Annotated in this window: 14 protein-coding genes; 8 read left to right on the top strand and 6 right to left on the bottom strand. The window is 44.8% G+C overall.

What is annotated here, in order from left to right; all coding sequences use genetic code 11:
- Window positions 1-214 precede the first annotated feature (214 nt).
- Complete coding sequence (locus tag QUA33_RS02860) at window positions 215-1,288, top strand: DMT family transporter (RefSeq protein WP_333146319.1); 1,074 nt, start codon at window positions 215-217, stop codon at window positions 1,286-1,288.
- A gap of 18 nt (window positions 1,289-1,306) precedes the next feature.
- Here the strand turns inward: QUA33_RS02860 and QUA33_RS02855 are convergent, their stop codons facing one another.
- From QUA33_RS02855 to QUA33_RS02840, 4 genes are read right to left on the bottom strand one after another with little or no spacing between them, the layout of a single operon-like run.
- Window positions 1,307-1,726: a PIN domain-containing protein gene (locus tag QUA33_RS02855; RefSeq protein WP_333146317.1), complete on the bottom strand. Its 420-nt coding sequence runs from the start codon at window positions 1,724-1,726 to the stop codon at window positions 1,307-1,309.
- On the bottom strand, window positions 1,723-2,022 hold the full coding sequence (locus QUA33_RS02850; protein ID WP_333146315.1) for a hypothetical protein: 300 nt from the start codon (window positions 2,020-2,022) through the stop codon (window positions 1,723-1,725). The genes QUA33_RS02855 and QUA33_RS02850 overlap by 4 nt, the downstream gene beginning before the upstream one ends.
- Window positions 2,023-2,072: 50 nt before the next feature.
- Entirely contained in the window at window positions 2,073-2,750 is a 678-nt protein-coding gene (locus QUA33_RS02845; protein ID WP_333146313.1) for a phage tail protein, read from the bottom strand.
- 1 nt (window position 2,751) lies between these two features.
- Window positions 2,752-3,921 (bottom strand): AAA family ATPase, encoded by a 1,170-nt coding sequence (locus QUA33_RS02840; protein ID WP_333146311.1) that lies wholly within the window; start codon window positions 3,919-3,921, stop codon window positions 2,752-2,754.
- A 47-nt stretch (window positions 3,922-3,968) separates the two neighbouring features.
- Between QUA33_RS02840 and QUA33_RS02835 the strand changes: the two genes are divergently transcribed.
- The 4 genes from QUA33_RS02835 to QUA33_RS02820 all read left to right on the top strand — a co-directional run bounded on the left by QUA33_RS02835 (window position 3,969) and on the right by QUA33_RS02820 (window position 10,316).
- Entirely contained in the window at window positions 3,969-4,838 is an 870-nt protein-coding gene (locus tag QUA33_RS02835) for a M20/M25/M40 family metallo-hydrolase (protein WP_333146309.1), read from the top strand.
- A 186-nt stretch (window positions 4,839-5,024) separates the two neighbouring features.
- Complete coding sequence (locus QUA33_RS02830) at window positions 5,025-8,735, top strand: hydantoinase B/oxoprolinase family protein (RefSeq protein ID WP_333146307.1); 3,711 nt, start codon at window positions 5,025-5,027, stop codon at window positions 8,733-8,735.
- Between the two features lie 435 nt (window positions 8,736-9,170).
- The gene (locus QUA33_RS02825) at window positions 9,171-9,818 is read left to right on the top strand and encodes a sigma-70 family RNA polymerase sigma factor (protein ID WP_333146305.1); all 648 of its coding nucleotides are present in this window, start codon (window positions 9,171-9,173) and stop codon (window positions 9,816-9,818) included.
- Between the two features lie 174 nt (window positions 9,819-9,992).
- Window positions 9,993-10,316, top strand: coding sequence for a 2Fe-2S iron-sulfur cluster-binding protein (locus QUA33_RS02820; protein ID WP_333146303.1), 324 nt, complete (start codon window positions 9,993-9,995; stop codon window positions 10,314-10,316).
- 607 nt (window positions 10,317-10,923) lie between these two features.
- On the opposite strand, the gene treS is transcribed toward QUA33_RS02820, so the two are convergent.
- Window positions 10,924-14,292 carry a maltose alpha-D-glucosyltransferase gene (treS, locus tag QUA33_RS02815; protein WP_333146301.1) on the bottom strand — a complete coding sequence of 1,123 codons (3,369 nt, stop codon included), beginning with the start codon at window positions 14,290-14,292 and terminating at the stop codon, window positions 10,924-10,926.
- A 573-nt stretch (window positions 14,293-14,865) separates the two neighbouring features.
- Between treS and QUA33_RS02810 the strand changes: the two genes are divergently transcribed.
- Window positions 14,866-15,096, top strand: a complete 231-nt coding sequence (locus tag QUA33_RS02810; protein WP_333072942.1) for a photosystem II protein, Psb35-related — start codon at window positions 14,866-14,868, stop codon at window positions 15,094-15,096.
- Between the two features lie 99 nt (window positions 15,097-15,195).
- Here the strand turns inward: QUA33_RS02810 and QUA33_RS02805 are convergent, their stop codons facing one another.
- Window positions 15,196-18,135, bottom strand: a complete 2,940-nt coding sequence (locus QUA33_RS02805) for an AAA family ATPase (RefSeq protein ID WP_333146299.1) — start codon at window positions 18,133-18,135, stop codon at window positions 15,196-15,198.
- Between the two features lie 338 nt (window positions 18,136-18,473).
- On the opposite strand from QUA33_RS02805, the gene QUA33_RS02800 reads away from it, so the two are divergent.
- The gene (locus QUA33_RS02800) at window positions 18,474-19,826 is read left to right on the top strand and encodes an MBOAT family O-acyltransferase (protein WP_333146297.1); all 1,353 of its coding nucleotides are present in this window, start codon (window positions 18,474-18,476) and stop codon (window positions 19,824-19,826) included.
- Window positions 19,827-19,831: 5 nt separating this feature from the next.
- Window positions 19,832-20,803, top strand: a complete 972-nt coding sequence (locus QUA33_RS02795) for a DUF459 domain-containing protein (protein WP_333146295.1) — start codon at window positions 19,832-19,834, stop codon at window positions 20,801-20,803.
- The last annotated feature ends 98 nt before the right edge of the window (window positions 20,804-20,901 follow it).

The raw sequence follows: 20,901 nt of genomic DNA, 5'->3' as shown, positions 1-20,901 counted from the left end.
GGGAAGAAGGCATTCGGATCGGGCAGAGGGAAGATTTTCGCCATCTGGCGTTCCCTCACTATCGGGATCTCCCACTCTCCGACTATCGGGTTCCTCTGCCATAAGTACGATCGAATTTAACTCAACACCACTATATAATAATTGTAAAAATTGCTTAACAAATCTACATCATTCTCGTGAGAGCCACTCTCACCAATTATTTGGAGTCTCCGCCATGCAGCTAAAGCTTACCGATTCAAAACTGCCTTTTGCCCCGCTGTTGCTAATTGCGCCGTTTTTCCTGTGGGGAACCGCGATGGTAGCAATGAAGGGGGTGATGCCCCACACAACGCCGCTGTTTGTGGCATTCGTGCGTTTAGTACCTGCCGGCGTGTTGGTGCTGCTGGCGGCGGCGCTGATGGGAAAACCGCAGCCGCAGGGTTGGAAAGCTTGGCTGTGGATTTCGCTGTTTGCTTTGGTTGACGCTACTTTGTTTCAAGGCTTTTTAGCCGAAGGTTTGGCGAGAACCGGTGCGGGTTTGGGTTCGGTAATGATTGATTCTCAACCGCTAGCTGTGGCGATTTTGTGTTTGTGGCTGTTTCAAGAAAAAATTGGTTTTTGGGGCTGGTTGGGATTAGTTATTGGCGTAGTCGGCATCAGTTTGATCGGGTTGCCGGATGGCTGGATTTTGGGGCTGTTTCATCCTGAAAACAGGGAGGTTTCTGCGGGTATCGAACAGTTGTTTCAGGGTGGAGAATGGTTGATGCTGTTGGCGGCTTTGTCGATGGCTGTGGGTACGGTTTTGGTGCGCTGGGTTTGCCGTTATGTTGATCCGGTTATAGCGACTGGTTGGCACATGATTTTGGGCGGTTTGCCGCTGTTGGCAATTTCGGCTGCAACTGAGTCTGACCAGTTTGTGAATATTGATTTTTCCGGCTGGATGGCGTTAGGTTATTCTACTGTGTTCGGAAGTGCGATCGCCTACGGTTTATTCTTTTATTTTGCTTCGAGTGGCAGTCTAACAAGTTTGAGTTCTCTTACCTTTCTTACGCCTGTATTTGCTTTGCTGTTCGGCAATTTGTTTTTGGGCGAAGTGCTCAATCCGCTGCAATCGATGGGAGTTGGGCTGACTTTGGTTAGTATTTATTTGATTAATCAGCGGGATACTTTGGGTGAGAAATTGCGAAAAGTGCGGCAGGGTGAAGCGAGTGCAGAAGTTGAAGCAACAGGATTGTTAGAGTCGTCTGAGTTGAATTCTGTAGAATTACCCGTGCAGTTGCGGGTTAGCGAATTGGAATCAGAAGTGTAGCGTAGCGCTTTGAGAAATTTAGGGAGAATCAGTTAATTCAAGAATTAACTGATTTGGAGTTACAATCCTAGGAGTAGTAACCGGAAAATCTCGCGGGTTGCGGGTGACAATGGCATCAATTCGATTGATTACAGCAGTGCTGTACTGAATCGCATCTTCAAAATCCTTGAAGTTGCAAGTTAATGCCATTGAAATAACAGAGCTATCTACTGTTGCTACTTGACAAAATGTGGCTAGCTGCCGCAAAAAATCCAGCGTCCAATCGCGGCCTCTGTCTCTGCGGATAATATAGTAAAGGTCGCTAAAAGTTGAGGCTGAAATATAGCCTTGAATTTGTGCTTCTTCAACCAAAGTTAAAATGCGATCGCTCTCAGCAAAGAAAGGTTCTCGATCGAGAGCAACATCTACTATTATATTGGTGTCTATCAGGATTTTCACAAGTTATGTTTCTCCTTTAAATATTCCCATTTTGCTTGTTTGTCTGGATCGTCAAAATCCAGCGGTTCCGGTACAGCCTCTCGATCGAATAAACCTTGAAATGCCTTCACATTAGTTTTAAACTTTTTTTGAGGTGCTTCAGGTGCGATCGCACTTTCTGAAGCGCTGGCTTGTTTAACCGTTTCAGCTAGCTGCAAGACGATGATTTCCACGTCTCCCGGTGGCATATTCAGGGGTTCGACTACTACCAAGTTGCCAGTTGCATCGATTTTACCTCTAAGTTTGTATGCTTGCATGGTAATCTCCTAAGTTTTGTCTCTATTATACGACATGAAAATCGGGATCGTTACCAGTCATCCTCTTCAATGATGTGAATATTTCTACTCTCAATCTCTTCTATAAAAATTTTCAGACTAGGATTATCTTGGTAATGCTTCATTAAAACTTTATGCTTGCCATATTGTTTGGCAATCTCTCGATAATATTCAGGATTTTTAGCCTTCTTGTCAATGGTAAATTTGTGTTGCTTGGAAAGCTCATAGTTTAACGTATTAAGACAGTTTTTGCATTTAGCTTTTTTCTGTTTATCTGTATAATACAATGGGAGCAACCAACACTCAATAGAATGTACAGATATTGCAAAAATTATCTTCTGTTGATTGGTGTTGTAAAAATCCTCACCCATCCCGTCTCTAAATTTCTCAATAACTTTTGCAATCAACTGCTGAGGAGTAAACTCACCATTTTCATCTTGGTGGGCGATAGTATAATCTTTTGAAACATCACTATCTATTTGAATAATGATATAGTCAATAAATTGAAATGATTCTCGAAAATCTTTTGACTTGCAATAATCAAAAACTAGAGTCCAGCCGCCGTGTTTGGATTTATTCTCATTATCTTTATCTCTTTCTGGTTGAAGTGGTTCGACATCTATATCGAGACTCTTGAAATATCCAGCTAAAATATTCTCAATTACAATTTGGTCAGTAAGTCCCTCTGTAATCAATCCAAAACTAATCATATTAAAAATTCTTAGGAAGTCCGCCGATATAGCCTCTCAAAAATGCCTCTGATAATTTCACAGGTTCTTGTCCCTCCAAAGGTTTAGGTTTGAGAATGCGTCTAGCCTTAGTATAACCTAATTGGTTCCGGGAAATCACAAGCAGCCGCTGTTCGTCATCATCTAAATCCAAACCGTCCAAAACTGCCGGGTTGTGAGTTGTAAAAATTACTTGTTTGTCGTGTTTTTTTGCTAATTGGACTAATTCTTGCATTAATCGGCGGCACAATCTGGGATTGAGAGAAGCATCAATGTTATCTATTGCAAAAAATTTAGGTGTGAGATCGCTAATGAACAAGGCAAAGTAAAAGAGTAAAAATAAAAAGCCTTCATTAGAACTTCTTTGGTCGAAATAACTTAAATCTGCATCTAAGTACCTATCTGTGATTTGGATAGAAGTTTGCATTGCTGCTAAATTCTGAGGGACTTTAAAATCTTTAAACCAATCTATCAATTGCAGATTTTCTTTGATTTGATTTAGTTTATCTTGGTTTGGGTCGGCGCTCAAGACATTTATAAGTTTAAATAAGCCTTCGCCATTAATGCCTAACGGTTGAATTTGCCCTTCTTTTTCAAAAGTTCGTAACGCTGGGTTTTCAGGAGAGTAAATTATAAATTCATTTAACTTAAGTATTGGAATAAATGATTCGGCATCCTTTTGAAAGCTTGAGAATACTTGTTTAGAAAGCTCGGTTTCTTCTTCTAAGAGAGATTTTAATTTGTTTTTTCCCCCATATTTTTGAATAAGCAAATTAGCAGCATCCTTTATAGAGGTTTCAGTATTGGCTAAAAAGTTCTTACTAATCCACTGAGAATAGGGAAAATTATCATTTTGTAAAATACAACTAAATTGTTCTTTATCATTCTGTCTTAATTCAATGCTGATCTCTTTAGTAAGATTATCTTTTTCAAAAGCCGATCGCATAAATCGAGGTTCAGTCACTCGAATCCCCCGTGCAGCTAGGAACTCATTATCAAGTTTATCATTAGCAGCCGCAGAAGCCAGGGCAATCGCCTCTAGGATATTGCTCTTGCCGCAGCCATTTTCACCGATCAATACAGTTACTCGTCCTAATTCTAGCTTCAGCTTTTGAATGGACTTATAATTTTCGATTCTGACTTCTCCAATCATAATTCAATCCCATATAATCTTAGTGTACTCATTGTATCTCCGATCGCATGAATCTCAAAGAACGCTTGCACAGCCATCTGATTCAAATTGTACGCGATCGCAATCCATACCTCGCATCCGAAGGGCATTTTTATGCTCAGCAATACATCCGCGAACAGTTGGCACAGTGGGGAACTGTAGAAATTGACGATTTTTCCGTGCGCGGGCGAATTCATCACAATTTTATCTTGGATTTACCCCCCCTCAGTCCCCCCCTTGCTAAGGGGGGGAAGCAAGAAAAGAAGCAAGAAAAGCCGATCGTAATTGGTGCTCATTACGATACTGTACCCGGATCGCCTGGGGCCGATGATAATGCTACTGGTGTGGCTGTTTTGCTGGAACTCGCAAGGGAGATTGCATCTGCGCCGCTCAAATATCCAGTGCAATTAGTCGCCTTCGATATGGAAGAATACGGTTATTTGGGAAGCAGTCATCATGCAGCTAAATACAAGCAACAGCAAGAGTCAATCCGGTTAATGATTTCTTTGGAAATGTTGGGTTATTGCAACCATAATCCTAATTCTCAAAGCTATCCCGCTGGCTTGAAATATTTTTATCCAAATAGTGGCAATTTTATTGCTTTAATTGGCACTTTGCGGACGGTTCCCGATTTGATTAATTTGAGTGGCAAAATTCGCAAGTCTGGTCAGCCCTGCGAGTGGCTGCCGGTGCCGAATCGAGGTTTAATTGTGCCGGATACTCGCCGCAGCGATCATGTTCCTTTTTGGGATAATGGTTATCCGGCTATTATGGTGACTGATACTGCTAATATGCGAAATCCGCATTATCATCGAGGAAGTGATAGGATTGAGACTTTGGATTTGGATTTTCTCGCTGGTGTTTGTCAGGGATTGGTTGAGGCTATTCGATATATATAGCAGTTTTATTTTAACGAACCGCGAAGGCGCGAAGGGCGCGAAGGAAGGAAAGAGAAGATGAGAGAGAAACAGATAGGAGTTTTATGAGTCTAAGGTTCTGAATTTTATGAAGTTTATGAATTGACTTTCAGATAATTTTGTTGAATAATTCTGAATCAGTCAAACAACAAAACTCAGGAAGAAGATATGAATGCTGATTTTCCCGATCGCACTCGCTGGCAATTTTGGATCGATCGCGGTGGTACTTTTACCGATATTGTCGCCAACAGCCCCGACGGTAAATTAGTCATTCACAAGCTGCTGTCGGAAAACCCAGAACGCTACACGGACGCCGCAGTTCAAGGAATCCGCGATATTTTGAGAATTCCCGCCGACGCAGCTATACCCGCCGCCGAAATTGAAGCGATTAAAATGGGGACGACGGTAGCGACAAATGCTTTGCTGGAACGAAAGGGCGATCGCACAATTCTGTTAATTACTAAAGGTTTCCGCGATGCGCTGAGAATTGGCTATCAAAACCGCCCGAATATTTTCGCGCGTCACATTGTTTTGCCCCAGATGCTGTACGATCGAGTTATTGAAGTTGCAGAACGCTACAGCGCTCAAGGTGAGGAGTTAACTGCTGTCAATCCCGAGTTTATCCCGTCTTTGCAGCAAGCATACGATGAGGGAATCCGCAGTTGTGCGATCGTATTCATGCACGGCTACCGCTACTCGGAACACGAAAAACAAGTTGCTAAAATAGCGAAAGAAATTGGCTTTTCTCAAATTTCAGTATCTCACGAAGTTAGCCCGCTGATGAAATTAGTTTCGCGGGGAGATACTGCGGTTGTCGATGCTTATTTGTCTCCGATTTTGCGGCGTTATGTCGAACAAGTAATCAGTCAGTTAATCCAGGCCGATTCCGGGAACGAGGGATTATTAATGCCCAATGCCCAATGCCCAATTCCCAATTCCCAATTCCCCAAATTAATGTTTATGCAATCGAATGGCGGCTTAGTGGACGCGACACAATTTCAAGGAAAAAACAGTATTTTATCCGGGCCGGCTGGGGGAATTGTCGGTGCTGTTCAAACGAGCAAAAAGGCAGGTTTTGATAAAATTATTACATTTGATATGGGCGGAACTTCGACAGATGTTGCCCATTTTAACGGCGAATACGAACGCGAATTTGAGACGGAAATTGCTGGGGTGAGATTGCGATCGCCCGTGATGGCAATTCACACTGTAGCAGCCGGGGGCGGTTCAATTGTCTTTTTTGACGGGGCTCGCTACCGCGTCGGGCCGGAGTCTGCAGGGGCCAATCCTGGGCCTGCTTGCTATCGCAAAGGCGGCCCCTTGACGGTGACTGATTGCAATGTGATGTTGGGGAAAATTCAACCGGATTTTTTCCCGAAAGTATTTGGATTGCATGGAGATTTGCCGATCGCCCCTGACGTAGTAAAGCAAAAATTTGGGCAATTAGCGGGGGAAATTGGGGGCGAGAAGACGGCCGAAGAGGTGGCGGAGGGTTTTTTGGCGATCGCTGTGGAAAAGATGGCAAATGCTGTCAAAAAAATCTCGCTTCAGCGCGGTTACGATGTTTCGGAGTATACATTGTGCTGTTTCGGCGGTGCGGGCGGTCAACACGCTTGTGCGATCGCGAATGCTTTGGGGATGAAACGGGTATTTATTCACCCTTATGCGGGTGTGTTGTCGGCTTACGGTATGGGTTTGGCTGATGTGCGGGCTATTCGCGAAAGGGCGATCGAGCAACAATTAAATGCAGAATTATTACCTGAGTTGCATGATATTTTAACCGAATTGGAGGCTGAGGCAAAGAGGGAATTGAACCGCAGAGGCGCAGAGAACACAGAGAATGAGTCAGAGGTTTTAGTTGTTAGCAAGTTGCGCTTAAAATATCAGGGAAGTGACTCGGTTTTGGCGGTCAATTTTGCTGACAATATTGAGGCGATGCAGGCTGAATTTGAAGCAGCCCACCGACAGCGTTACAGTTTTATTATGCCAGAAAAACCGCTGATTGTGGAAGCTGTTTCGGTGGAAGTTGTAGAAAGAATGGATGTGCCGGAAGCATCCACAATTTCCCCCTCTTCTGGGACGGGCATCTTGCCCGTGCAACCAATTTCAACGGTGCAAATGTATGTTGCTGGCGGCTGGCGGGCAACGCCTGTTTATCAGAGAGACGATTTGCGATCGGGCGACTGCATAGAAGGCCCTGCTATGATTGTTGAAGCTACGGGAACTAATATCATAGAACCGGGCTGGGAAGCGGAAATCACCGAAAATAATGATTTAATTTTGAACCGCAGATGCACGCAGATGGACGCAGATAATATTCGCGTTCATTCGAGTTTATCTGCGGTTAAATCCGATCCGGTTTTGCTGGAAATTTTTAATAATTTGTTTCGGGCGATCGCCGAACAAATGGGCGTCACATTACAAAACACAAGTTCTTCAGTCAACATCAAAGAACGTCTCGACTTTTCCTGTGCAATTTTCGACAAAAACGGGCAATTAGTTGCCAACGCGCCCCACATTCCCGTACATCTAGGCTCGATGAGCGAAAGCGTTGAAGCTTTAATTTTAGCACAAGGCAATGGGATTCAACCGGGCGATGTTTATGTTTCTAACAATCCATACAACGGCGGCACACACTTGCCAGATATCACCGTTATTACTCCAGTATTCGATCGTGATTCCTCCCTTCCTTTGTTTTATGTTGCCTCGCGGGGACACCACGCCGACATCGGCGGCATTACTCCCGGTTCCATGCCCCCTAACAGTACAACAGTAACTGAAGAAGGTGTATTGCTTGACAATTTCCTGTTAGTAAGCGAGGGCAATTTTCGAGAAAAAGAATTACTAGAACTTCTGACAGCGGGGAATTTTCCTGTTCGCAATTGGGCTCAAAATATAGCCGATTTGCAAGCACAAATTGCTGCTAACAAGCGCGGCGCAGAAGAACTTCTCAAGATGGTAGAGCATTATGGATTAGAGACTGTGCAAGCTTATATGGGCTTCGTACAAGACAATGCTGAGGAGTCGGTACGGCGGGTGATTGAGGTTTTGAGTGATGGCGAATTTACTTATCCGATGGATAGCGGCGGACAAATTAAGGTAGCGATTACAATTGACAAATCTGCGCGCAGTGCAAAAATAGATTTTACGGGTACTTCTGCTCAACAAACCAACAATTTTAATGCTCCCGCTGCGGTGTGCAAAGCCGCTGTTTTGTATGTTTTCCGCACCTTGGTAGATGACGATATTCCTCTAAATGCTGGCTGTTTGAAACCTCTCGAAATCATCAATCCCGAAGGCTGTATGCTGAATCCTCGCTATCCAGCGGCGGTAGTTGCCGGAAATGTGGAAACATCGCAAAATATTACCGATGCTTTGTATTGTGCTTTGGGAGTGATGGCGGCTTCTCAGGGAACTATGAATAATTTTACCTTTGGAAATCAGCGCTATCAATATTATGAAACTATTTGTGGCGGTTCGGGTGCTGGTGCAAGTTTTGACGGTACGGATGCGGTTCAAACTCACATGACTAATTCGCGTTTAACTGACCCAGAAGTATTAGAATGGCGCTTCCCGGTGTTGTTAGAAAGTTTTGCAATTCGGGCTAATAGCGGCGGGAATGGATATCATCGCGGCGGTAATGGAGTTGTGCGGCGAGTGCGGTTTCTGGAGGCGATGACGGCGGGAATTTTATCGGGGCGGCGGGTGATTTCTCCTTGCGGTTTGAATGGGGGTGAAGCTGGTAAAGTTGGGCGGAATTATATTGAAACAGTTGATGGTAAAGTTGAGGGATTAGGGAGTACGGCGACTGTGGAAATGCAGTCTGGGGATGTGCTTGTAATTGAGACTCCGGGGGGCGGAGGATATGGTTATTTATAGTAGTAATATAAACTCCGGTAGCATCGGAATTAATATTACCCACAGTCAGGACACGGCAGTGCCGTGTCCCTACAATTAATCGGGTAGGGACACGGCACTGCCGTGTCCTCGGTATCATTCTGATTCTACCGGAAACGATATAAGTAAGCGAGCGCTTTTAATTTATCGTGCTGAACCGACACGCATTGTTGCGGTGAAGATTCTTTTTTATGGGAAGTAATATAGCCAGAGTTTTTGAGAACTTTTCTGATGTGTGACAAGCTCGATCGCGCAACTGAAAAATATATATCTTGAAAGAGGGACAAAATGCCATAAATACCGCTCTGCTGGCACCGCACCGCTAAAAAATGGCCCTCAACTCTGGAATGTCGATCGACAAATCGTGTAGAATCGGGCTGCACCAGCATTTATTCTCCAAACCTTTCCAGAACAATTGTGCAAACACCTAATTTTTCAGAACTCAACCATCCTGTGGTCAAATCCCTGTTCCATCACAGCGACCAGGAATTATTGACTCTGTTTCAAAACCATCCCGATCAGGGTCGCTTCTTCACGGCGATTTTTTGCCGCTACGCTCAAATTGTACACTCCCTGATTCGCCATTCCGTACGATCGCCCGTACAAGGCGATTACCTGTTTGCCCACACTTGGCAGCACATCTATCACGAACTCCGAGGCCTCGATTTGCGCCGCGAGATCCAAGAGTCTGATGGCGAAAATCTCAGTCTCCAAAACTGGCTGATTAATGTCACCGCAGTCTGCATAAATCAAGCCCAATTGCCCCCTGTTGAGTCGATTCACTACTCTTTGCAATCGGCTCCGCCTCCCCTGTGGTGTTACGTCAAACAAGCCTTAGAATTGTTAGCGCCGCTGCCGCGTTTAGTGGTGTTGATGGCTCAGACTTTCCGCTGGAGCGAAACTCGAATTGCAGCTTATTTGCAAGCAGAAGGCGAAGCTATTTCGCCCGCTCAGGTAAAGGCTTTGCTGCAAAAAGGCTATCAAACTTTAGAATCCAACTTGCCGGAGGATATTCGGGCTATTTATCTAGATGAAAATCTCGATTATCAAGAAGCACTTGTCTAGTATCGCGATCGAGGTTGTGGTTTGTCAAAAACCCGGTGTTTTGAAAATACTGGGTTTTTTAGCTATCATGTATAGCGGCATATCCTCCGTCCGCACCCTACATTTTGATTTTTTCTGTAAGTTGTAATCATCTATTTTGGTTGAATACAAGCAATCCAAATATAAGAGGTGGAAATGGCTGTTTATCAAGTTCGGTTGGTGAATGAGGCTCTCGCGCTCGATCGCACGATCGCAGTACCAGACGACCAGTATATCTTAGATATGGCAGAAGAGGCCGGCATCCGCTTGCCGAATGGATGCAAGCAAGGAGAGTGTTCTGCTTGCGTTGTCAAACTGCTGAGCGGTGAAATCGACCAAAGCGAACAAAAGTTTTTGAAGCCGTCAGAATTGCAAGCTGGTTACGCTGTTACTTGTGTGGCTTACCCGCTTTCTGACTGCACTTTGTTAACTCATCAAGAACAAGTTTTATATCAAACATCTCTCTATTTTAAGTCGTAAGTATGAACCGATTTAAAGATACTCGTGAAGACATCTACTCATTCCAGAATGAATTTCTGGTGCGATGCCCTTTTTGTGATTCATGTGCGATCGTGCGTTGTATCGATCCTGATAACGCCGATAGCTTCGCTCCTCGGAGATTTTCCTGTACAGCTTGTGGTTCCTCAAAAGATTGGTCTGAACATAAGATTGAAAGCTGGTATAGTGAGGTACTGGATAACTACTTTCACTATCCTCTGTGGCTTCAAACTTCCTGTTGCGGTGATACGCTTTGGGCTTACAATCTTCGACATTTAGAATTTATTGAGGCCTTTGTTCGGGCAAAGCTGAGGGAACGAAAACCTCATGAACTTTATGGCTGGTCTAATAAGAGTCTGTTCTCTCGACTTCCAAAATGGATACAATCAGGTAAGAATCGAGAAGAAATTCTCAAAGCGATCGCAAAAATACGTGAATCAGTTGTAACTCCTACCTAATATTAGCCACTGGAAATGGTTGTTGAACCAGATTTCGTGTGATGTAAGGTGCGTGACTCTCCAGCATCTGGCTGCAACTTTAGTGGCTAGAAAGCCACGCACCCTAACGAGTATAGATAAACCCCTCCTTATTAATTTAGCAACTGTAGAATCCGCTTCAGGGGAATTTCCGCCCAATCCAAGCGGTAATTAAGTTCGTAGGCTAGCTCGCCAACCGCTTTTTCCAAAATGTAAGCATCCAACAAAACTTGTAGTTCCGGTATAGATTTGGGCAAGAAATTCGCATCGGCTGCTGTTAGCAAATAGCTGTTAAGAAAAGTGAGGCTGACCCAGCGGTGCCAAACGTTCGCCCACTGCTGCATCTCCGGGAGATTTTCCGGGCGAATCATCCCACTTTCTACTTCATTGCGGAGTGCCAAAGTAACAGCGTAACTTATAGATTGCAGCATTCCCGCAACATCTCGCAGGGGCGACCTCTTCATCCGCCGCTCGTTTAAGGGTCGATCGCGTTCTCCTCCGAAATCAATAATTACGAAGTCTTTGCCTGTATAAAGAACTTGCCCGAAATGAAAGTCTCCGTGACAGCGAATTCGATCGGCAGTGATTCTCAAGTTCAGAATAGACTTGAAACGTTCCATGAGCAAATCTTCACGGTTGAGGAGCTTTTGCGCCGATTTTTGTATTTCTGGCGGCAGTTTGGACAGCCGTTTTTTTAGCTCCAGCAAAGTTCTTCCTGCCAGATTTCTCATGTGTTGATAGATGGAACGCTGGTAAAAGGAGGTGAAGCTTTCTGGGGCAAAAGCGGGATTTTCTGTGTCAGCAGCTAAAGCGAGGTGAAGTTCGGCTGTCCGCTGACCTAAAAGTTCGGCTGATGCTAAGTAAGAGCCGATGAGTTCGCGAGCTAAGGCGGGAATTTCTAGGGATAAATCCGCTACTAGCGAGTTTGAGTTCCGCTGCATTTGTCCGGTCAAAGCGCTCGGTAAATAATTTTCGGGGGCAGTAGATAAATTCTCGCCGGAATGCTTTGCTTCTACGGTCATTACTTGCTCGAAATAGTCGCGCAGCGTGTCTAATGTATAAGACCAAGCGTCTATGCTGTCGGGGATTAATTTTTGCAGTATTCCGACGGTAAGGACTTGTTTTGCTGGTGTGTGATATTCCAATGCTCCGGCAATTGGAGCGTAGTGTTGGATCGAGGTGCGCTCTGTTAAAAAGCGTCCGATTTCTAATTCGGGGTTGATTCCTTCCTCGATTTTTCGCAATATTTTCAGGACGAAGCGGTCGCCGTAACCTGCGGATGTATTGCTTTGTTCTTTTTTGAACAGGTGAGGGTCGAGCTGCGATAAATCTTGTTCTGAGTTGAATGAACTGTCGGCAATTCCTAGCAGTTGACCTGCAGCACCTCTGTAACTGCGAGAATTGGCGATCGCCCCCAGCAGCGCGCTCAGAAAACCTTTGTCCCCGGCAGCGTCAAATAGTACCCCGATTTCCTTTTTGGTTTCTGGGAAGTGCAGGCGCGCGATCGCCCGATCGTCCACATCGCCTTTAATCTCTTCCCACCCTAAAGGCAAAACGTAAGTTTCCGGCATACCTTCAGTATAATTCAACTGCAAAAACAGAATGTAAACTTGAGATTCCTCCCCCGCACTATCTTTACATTCAATCGGTACAATCTCACTTATTTCTAATGATTGAATTGTCCGATCTGTACCGCTAAACCAGCGATTTCGCCGCAGGTATCCCGGCAAAATATTAAGCAGCATATCGCTTAACTGACTTGTAGCAAAAGCAGTTTTCCAATTGCCTATCACCGCCAAAGTAGGCAAGTCTGTGGGAACGCCGTGCAGCGCCAAATCTTCGTTTTTAACAGTAAGAGTAAACCAGTAAAACGTGTGAGGACTCAAGCACAAAAAGTAAGGCGATTCGCCAACCGCCGGAAACTCCGTGCGACCGAAAATCTCTACCGGAACAGCACCTTTAAAGGGCGCAAGGTCTAATTCTGCCGTCTGGACGAAGCGTGACAAATTAGCCACTACCAGGATGTGTTCGTCTTGATAAGTGCGTACAAAAGCTAAAACTTTCCGGTTTTCCGGGTACAGAAACTCGCAAGTTCCGCGGCCGAATGCTTGGAAGCGCTGCCTAATTGCAATCAGGCGTTTCATCCACCACCACAGAGAACTCGGATTCGCCCGCTGCGCGTCCACGTTAACAGATTCGTAGTGATATTCAGGGTCAACAATTGGCGGCGCGTACAGGCGCTGCGGGTTCGCGCGGCTAAAACCGGCATTGCGATCGCCACTCCACTGCATCGGAGTTCTCACCCCGTTGCGATCGCCCAAATAGATATTGTCTCCCATGCCAATTTCATCGCCGTAGTAAAGCACCGGCGTACCCGGAAGAGACAGCAGCAAAGCATTCATCAACTCGATGCGGCGGCGGTTATTTCCCATCAAAGGAGCCAAGCGGCGGCGGATGCCCAAATTAATTCTCGCCTGAGTGTCTTGAGCGTAAACCCGATACATATAATCTCGGTCTTCATCACTCACCATTTCCAGCGTCAATTCATCGTGATTCCGCAAAAATAATGCCCACTGACAGTTATTTGGAATCGGCGGAGTTTGCTGGAGAATATCGCTAATTGGGAAGCTATCTTCCATGTACAAAGCCATAAATAAACGCGGCATCAGCGGAAAATGAAAGTTCATATGACATTCATCCCCGGCAGCGTAATATTGAACTGCATCCTCCGGCCACTGATTCGCCTCAGCCAGCAGCATCCGGTTCGGAAATTTATCATCTACGTGCTGCCGCAATTGCTTCAGGAATTGGTGAGTTTCTGGCAGGTTTTCGCAGTTAGTACCTTCGCGCTCGTACAGGTAAGGCACCGCATCCATCCGCAGTCCGTCTACTCCCAGTGCCAACCAGAAATCTACCACATCTAAGATGGCTTGGCGGACGGCTGGATTGTCGTAATTTAAATCTGGTTGGTGAGAATAAAAACGGTGCCAGTAATAAGCTTTTGCTACCGCATCCCAAGCCCAATTAGATGTTTCAAAATCTTGGAAAATAATCCGAGCATCTTGATATTTTTCTGGCGTGTCGCTCCACACATAAAAATCTCTTTCGTTACTTCCTTTCGGGGCGCGGCGCGCTCGCTGAAACCAAGCGTGCTGATCGGAAGTGTGGTTGACAATTAACTCAATAATGACTCGAATTCCCCGCTGGTGCGCTGCTTCTAAAAGGTCTTTAAAATCCTCTAATGTGCCGTAAATCGGGTTGACGGTAGTATAGTGAGATGTATCGTAGCCGTCGTCTCGGAGCGGCGAGGGAAAAAATGGCAGTACCCAAATTGCTGTTACTCCCAAGTTTTGCAGGTAATCCAGTTTTTCTGTCAGTCCTCTAAAGTCGCCGATGCCGTCTGCATTGCTGTCCGCAAAAGCCCGAACTGGTACTTCGTAAATAATTGCGTCTTTGAACCACAAGGGGTCGTCATTTAACATTGAGTTTGGCATGATTTGTAGCGATGATTGGTAATTGGTAATTTGTACTTAAAATTTGGTAATTGGGATTTGTTAGTCCCCATCCAAACGATAAATCATAACTCATAATTTAGCAGCTATTCCTCATGCCAGCGGCAGACTTTTAATCGTAATTTATTAACGCAAAACTTATAATTTCTTAACTATAAAATCTCAACAAGCTGTTTTGCTATTTCGGATACGGTTCACAATTCCGATACATATGCGCGGTGCACACCCGAAAGACCGGTCCGCGGTGCACACCCTACCAAGGCGTGTCAACTTAAGCCTGAATCTCACCCTGGTAGCCCAGTCTAGATGCCCCTAACTCCCCCTTGATGGGACTTTGAGAACACTCTTGTCCCCCCCTTATTAAGGGGGGCTAGGGGGGATCGAGCCCTTGTTGACACTAAGCGCACCCTCCAGACTCAGGATTAGGTGCGGTATTTACTACCTGCCGGGCGGTTGCCACGACATTACAGTACCTTGACGTTTATGACTAATTTTCGTTACATTAGTTTACATAAAGCAACAAAAGTTAAGGAAAAAGCAAATATGGCTATTGTAATCGCTCTTTTAATCGTCGGTTGGGTCGCGGCCTCAGTAATTGGCACTCAAGCATATTTCCTCGGGGAACAGTCAAAGCCCATCCACGAGCGGAATTGGAACGATGAATCTTTTGAAAAATTGGCTGTAGCAATCACGGCAACAGAGATGGATTACAGCGTTCGCGTTCCCGCCTACAGCCTGGATGCCTATGGTAGCCGCACCATCTCTAATTCTTGACATATTTCACCATTTTTAATCACAGGCAGGATGCCTGTTCCACAAGAAAATTGATTGTTTGTGGAACAGGCATCTTGCCTGTTCCAAACTATTCGGCAACTACAAACTGTTACCTGTCAGCGCTGGGCGAGAATCTTTTTTGCGAAATAGTAAACTATTATTTTCGCAGTCGATCGCAATTGTATCTCCCTCCACAAACGCATTTTCCAGAATCTTGTTTGCCAGCGGGTTTTCCAGCTCCCGCTGGATGGCGCGTTTCAAGGGACGAGCGCCGTAAACCGGGTCGTAACCGACATCTGTGATATGGTTTTTCGCCGCATCTGACAGTTCCAAAGTGATTTTTTGTTCGGCCAACAAACGCTCGATCCGCTTCACTTGGATACTGACTATTTGCCGCAGTTCGACCTTGCTCAAAGTGTGGAACAAAATTATCTCGTCCACCCGATTGAGAAATTCGGGCCGGAAGTGCGATCGCAGCGCTGTCATCACCCGTTTTAACATCTGTTCGTACTCTTGATCTGTCTCCCGTTCTTGAGTCAATAAATTTTCATTTTCAGTCTTGTTTTCACTCTTAGTTACAGTATCAACATCGACTCGCTGGGCCGACACCTCAACAGTACCGTCGGCAGCCACTTTATAATCTGTCTTTTGACTTGACAAATCTTTCGTTTCCTGCTTCCGGCTAGCAGGTTTTTTGACGGTTTTTTCCTTTTTAGTAAACACGTCTAAAATGTGGTCGCTGCCGATATTGCTAGTCATCACAATTACGGTATTTCTAAAGTCAACCACTCGACCTTGAGAATCGGTAATTCTGCCGTCATCCAACACTTGCAGCAAAATGTTAAATACGTCCGGGTGCGCTTTTTCCACTTCGTCAAACAGCACTACCGAATAAGGATGTCTCCGCACTGCTTCGGAAAGTTGTCCCCCTTCATCGTAACCGACATATCCGGGAGGAGCTCCTACCAACCGGGAAACGCTGTGCTTCTCCATGTATTCCGACATATCGATGCGGACGATCGCATCATCGCTGTCAAACAAAAACTCCGCCAACGCCCGCGCTAACTCAGTTTTGCCGACGCCTGTGGGGCCCATAAACAAGAAAGAGCCGATCGGTCTTCCGGGATCTTTCATCCCCGCCCTAGCGCGCCTAATTGCAGCCGCCACGGCTGTTACAGCTTCCTCTTGACCGATGACTTTTTGGTGCAAATGTTTTTCCAATTGCAGCAATTTTTGGCGTTCCGATTCTAACAATCGATTAACCGGAATGCCCGTCCATTTGGCCACAATTTCCGCAATGTCGCCCTCAGTAACTTTTTCGCGCAGCAGGGAAGAACCTTGAGCTTGCTGTTTCAAAAGTTCCGCTTCTTTGGCTTCGCGATCGCGCACCGCAGTTTCCAACTTGCCATACTTTAACTGTGCGGCTTTATTCAAATCGTAAGCCCTTTCTGCTTGTTCGATTTGTACTCGCAGTTGGTCTTCTTCTGCTTTCAATTTATTGATTGCATCCAACAACTGCTTTTCGCCCAACCACTGAGAGGACAATTTTTCCTGCTTGACTTTTAAAATGTCAATCTCAGATGTGATGCGTTCGACGCGGAAGCCGAGCCCAGGGGCGAGAGCACCTTTTCCTTCGCCTTCGATCGACAATTTTTCCATTTCCAACTGCATCACCCGGCGGTCAATGCCTTCCAATTCCACAGGTTTAGAGGTAATCTCCATTTTCAAGTGGGCGGCCGCTTCATCTACGAGGTCGATCGCCTTGTCCGGCAAAAAGCGATCGGAAATATAGCGAAAAGACAAAGTTGCAGCAGCTACCAGGGCCGAATCAGTAATTTTTACCCCGTGGTGGCGTTCGTAACGGTCTTTCAAACCGCGCAAAATCGAAACAGTATCTTCAACACTGGGTTCGCCGACAAATACTTGTTGAAAGCGGCGTTCCAAGGCAGGATCTTTTTCAATATTCTTGCGGAATTCGTCGAGAGTTGTAGCGCCGATGCAGCGCAATTCGCCTCTGGCCAACATCGGTTTTAACAAATTTCCCGCATCCATTCCCGAACCGGAACTGCCACCGCCGCCAGTGCCGACAACCGTGTGCAATTCGTCAATAAATAGGACAATTTGCCCGTCGGAATCGATGACTTCCCGGAGAACAGATCGCAATCGTTCTTCAAATTCGCCCCGGAATTTTGCCCCAGCAATTAAACTGCCCATGTCGAGGCTAAATAGCTGGCGATTTTTCAAAGATTCCGGTACGTCGCCGTTGACAATTCGTTGGGCTAAACCTTCGGCGATCGCCGTTTTTCCGACTCCGGGATCGCCAATTAACACTGGATTGTTTTTTTGGCGACGGGAAAGAACTTGTACCACGCGGCGGATTTCCTCGTCGCGGCCGATTACTGGGTCGAGTTTGCCGGCTTTGGCGGCTTCTGTCAAATCGCGGCCGTACTTGCTGAGGGCGTCGGAGTTAGCTTCGCCATCTTGATCTTGGGCTTTAGCGCTGCTACGGCTGCCTTTCCCCGTTTCGGAATTTTTTTCTTGGGTTTTAGCAGTGGCGCGGAAAGATTTGATTGCTTCTTCGAGTTTTGGTCGATCGAGTGTACCGGCTGGGGGTTTGCGATCGTAACCTGGGCGGCCCGGCGGGCCGTCGCCTTTTGTCAGCAACCTGCGGCCGACTCGTTCGTCTTCTACTAAACCAATTAATAAATGTTCAACGGCGATAAAATTATCTTGCCAAGTCGCCCTGGTGGCCTCGGCAACATCTAACATCACTTCTAAGCCGCGACCGAGGTATAGTTGGTCAGCGTTGGCAACTCTGGGCTGTCGTTTGGCAAAAGCATCTAACTGCTGGCCAAAGCGGGCGGCATCGACTCCAGCTTTGCTGAGAATGCTGTTGGCCTGGCCTTGCTGTTCGAGAAGGGCGATGGCTAAATGTTCAACCTCTAGCTGCTGATTGGCAAAGCGGCGGGCTACATCCTGGGATTTGACAATGGCTTCCCAGGCTTGATCTGTAAATTTGCTAGGGTCTGTTGGCTGCACGTTGGTTCCTCGCAATCAAGGGGATTCCTGTTGTTATCCGTTAATACATCGTCTCACAACCATCATAATCTTTAAACAGGATTATGAATTTATGAGTGCGGTTAACTAGGGCGGAAGTTGTAGCATAATTGGCCTCTTACAAAAGCTTACAGTCCGCAATCCACCCCGAAATTTGGTGAGGTCAGACCGACTCTGGCGATTCCCTTCGGGATAGTTTCGCTGGTCGTACTTATAAAAATATTGCCAGAAACAAGATTTTTTATCGGCTGAGACTTATGCTATTTCCCACTTACCAATTTCTAGTTTTTTTCCTAATTATTTTTAGCGCGATCCTATCTGTGAAACCTCAAGTCAATTTGTATAAAATTGTCTTGTTAATTTCAAGTTTATTATTTTATTCATTTTGGAGTTTCGACTTTCTCTTAATTCTGATTTTCTCTACAGCTTCTAACTATATCATTCTCCGCGTTCTCTGCAACAATAAATATAAAAAAATTGCTTTAATCTCCGGCTTAGTTTTTAACATTGCCTATCTCGGCATCTTTAAATATTGCAACTTCTTTGTAACTTCTTTATTTGAGATACTGAACCAGCTACAAATTCCAGCCAGCTTTCCTGTTTTGCAAATAATCGCCCCCGTCGGCGTGTCTTTCTACACTTTTAGAATGATTTCTCATTTAATCGACTGCTACCAGCAAAAAATACCCTGTCCAAAATTTATAGACTATGCCGCCTACATTACCTACTTTCCGCAAATTGCCTCTGGGCCAATCTCGCGACCTCGCGAATTTTATTGGCAGCTAAATTCAAGGAAAAAATACGACTATCAAATTGAAGAAGTTATAGTTTTGATTTTGTCTGGGCTCTTCAAAAAATATACTTTATCGAGCTTTTTGTTTAACTTCACTGACTTACCATTCAAAGTCCCCCAGCAGTACAGCAGCATCGATTTAATCCTCGCTGCAATTTCCTATTCCTGTTTAATTTATGTAGATTTCAGCGGCTATTCGGATTTAGCCAACGGTATCTCCTGTTTGCTGGGTTTCAAACCGATTGCCAACTTTAATATGCCATATCGATCGCTCAGTCTGCAAGAATTTTGGAAAAGGTGGCACATCAGTCTTTCCGAGTGGTTGAGGGATTACGTTTATTTTCCCTTGGGCGGTAACAAATACGGCAAGTTGAGGAAGTACGTAAATTTACTGATGACAATGGCGAGCGGTGGATTTTGGCACGGCGCAGGTTTAAACTTTATTTTCTGGGGAGCAATTCACGGTTTAGGATTAATTGTCAACCATTTATGTAAAGATATCCCCCAAGCTATCCACTTTAAATTAGACTATGCGTTTCCCAGATTTGCAAAATTTTGCAGTTGGTTGTTAACATTTAGTTTTGTTACTTGTAGCTGGGTATTTTTCGGCACTCCCAACTGGGAAACTGCGGTGAGTTTTTTTGAAGGAATTGTCCATCCTGCAGTCGCAACTTTTCAATTTAACTTTTGGCAATTGTATTTAGTAATTGCAGTTATCGGCGCGATTAACTTGTGGGGCGATCGCATCGCGAAACTATTGCAAACCGTATTGTCATTAAAAAACATTTTCTTTCGGGTTGTCTTAGTTTCGCTGCTCGTATATACTATCTTGATGTTGGGGCCGAGTACCGTTCCGCCTTTTATTTACTTTAATTTCTAATAAATATGAAAGACCGGGAAATTTTGCTGATTGTTACTTCTGTAATTCTCACTTTAATATTTTCAAACTTATCATTATTTCTCAAAAGCTTTGCTTCAACTCCTTTCGCCAGTCCAGAAATTAAACAAGCTGCGCGCCAAATAGAAATACACGGTTTCCGAAAATCAGAACAAGATTTTTGGAGCAAAATTAAAGATATTAACTTTGATAGCCTCCCCAAAGAACCAGAAATCCCTCCAGTCAAAACCGAAACAAAAGCGACCGTTGAACCCCCAAAGCCTGCTAATGCTAAAAAACCAACCCCAGCTAAACCCAAACTAACCAGACCTTATCGCAGATTTTTATTTATTGGAGATTCCGTAATGTTCGACTTAGGAATTCAACTCCAGTACACTCTTAAGAAAAAATACAATATCGCCGATACGAAAATTGACTACAAAGTCTCGACGGGGTTAAATCGGATAGATTATTATGACTGGTATGCCAGAACTCGCCAAGTTCTTAATAATTACCAGCCCGATGTAGTGATAGTTTTGTTCGGAGCAAACGATCCTCAAAATATTATTGATTTTCAAGGAAAAGCCCGGGTTGTTATGACAAAAGAATGGCAAAAAGCTTATCAAGAAAGAGTAGAAAGATATGCCAAGTTACTGGATGCGTCATCCGTGAGAAAAGTGTATTGGATAGGTCAATCCATACCTAAAAAGTCTTTTTATCTCAAAGCTTTTCCCATCATGAACGATATTTATAAAAATGCCAGCAAATCTTCATCCAAAATAGAATTTATTTCTACTTGGGAGACATTTGGACAAGCCGGAAAACTTGTTCCTGTAGTTGCCAATAAATCGGGTAAGCGAGGCTATGTAAAAAATAATGACGGGTTGCACTTTACCTCCCACGGAGCTCAAATTATCAGCGACTTAATTGTTGACAAAATGGTGAGCGACAAAATATTAAAAGTTCCGACAAAGAAATGACTATAGTAGGTTGGGTTTCGTGACCAAACCTAAAATTTTGACATTTCACCGATTACTGCTAAATTATATATTTAGTTAGGGGCGCGCCTTTGCCTTGC

It is taken from the genome of Microcoleus sp. Pol14D4 (assembly GCF_036701245.1).
Taxonomy (GTDB): domain Bacteria; phylum Cyanobacteriota; class Cyanobacteriia; order Cyanobacteriales; family Microcoleaceae; genus Microcoleus.
Note: the sequence above shows the minus strand (reverse complement) of the source record. Positions and strands in the feature narration are given on the sequence as shown.

Bases quoted from the DNA above. Each gene is read 5' to 3' on its own strand.
- QUA33_RS02835 (WP_333146309.1), top strand. From the start codon at position 3,969: ATGAATCTCAAAGAACGCTTGCACAGCCATCTGATTCAAATTGTACGC.
- QUA33_RS02840 (WP_333146311.1), bottom strand. From the start codon at position 3,921: ATGATTGGAGAAGTCAGAATCGAAAATTATAAGTCCATTCAAAAGCTG.
- QUA33_RS02850 (WP_333146315.1), bottom strand. From the start codon at position 2,022: ATGCAAGCATACAAACTTAGAGGTAAAATCGATGCAACTGGCAACTTG.
- QUA33_RS02845 (WP_333146313.1), bottom strand. From the start codon at position 2,750: ATGATTAGTTTTGGATTGATTACAGAGGGACTTACTGACCAAATTGTA.
- treS (WP_333146301.1), bottom strand. From the start codon at position 14,292: ATGTTAAATGACGACCCCTTGTGGTTCAAAGACGCAATTATTTACGAA.
- QUA33_RS02820 (WP_333146303.1), top strand. From the start codon at position 9,993: ATGGCTGTTTATCAAGTTCGGTTGGTGAATGAGGCTCTCGCGCTCGAT.
- QUA33_RS02860 (WP_333146319.1), top strand. From the start codon at position 215: ATGCAGCTAAAGCTTACCGATTCAAAACTGCCTTTTGCCCCGCTGTTG.
- QUA33_RS02795 (WP_333146295.1), top strand. From the start codon at position 19,832: ATGAAAGACCGGGAAATTTTGCTGATTGTTACTTCTGTAATTCTCACT.
- QUA33_RS02810 (WP_333072942.1), top strand. From the start codon at position 14,866: ATGGCTATTGTAATCGCTCTTTTAATCGTCGGTTGGGTCGCGGCCTCA.
- QUA33_RS02830 (WP_333146307.1), top strand. From the start codon at position 5,025: ATGAATGCTGATTTTCCCGATCGCACTCGCTGGCAATTTTGGATCGAT.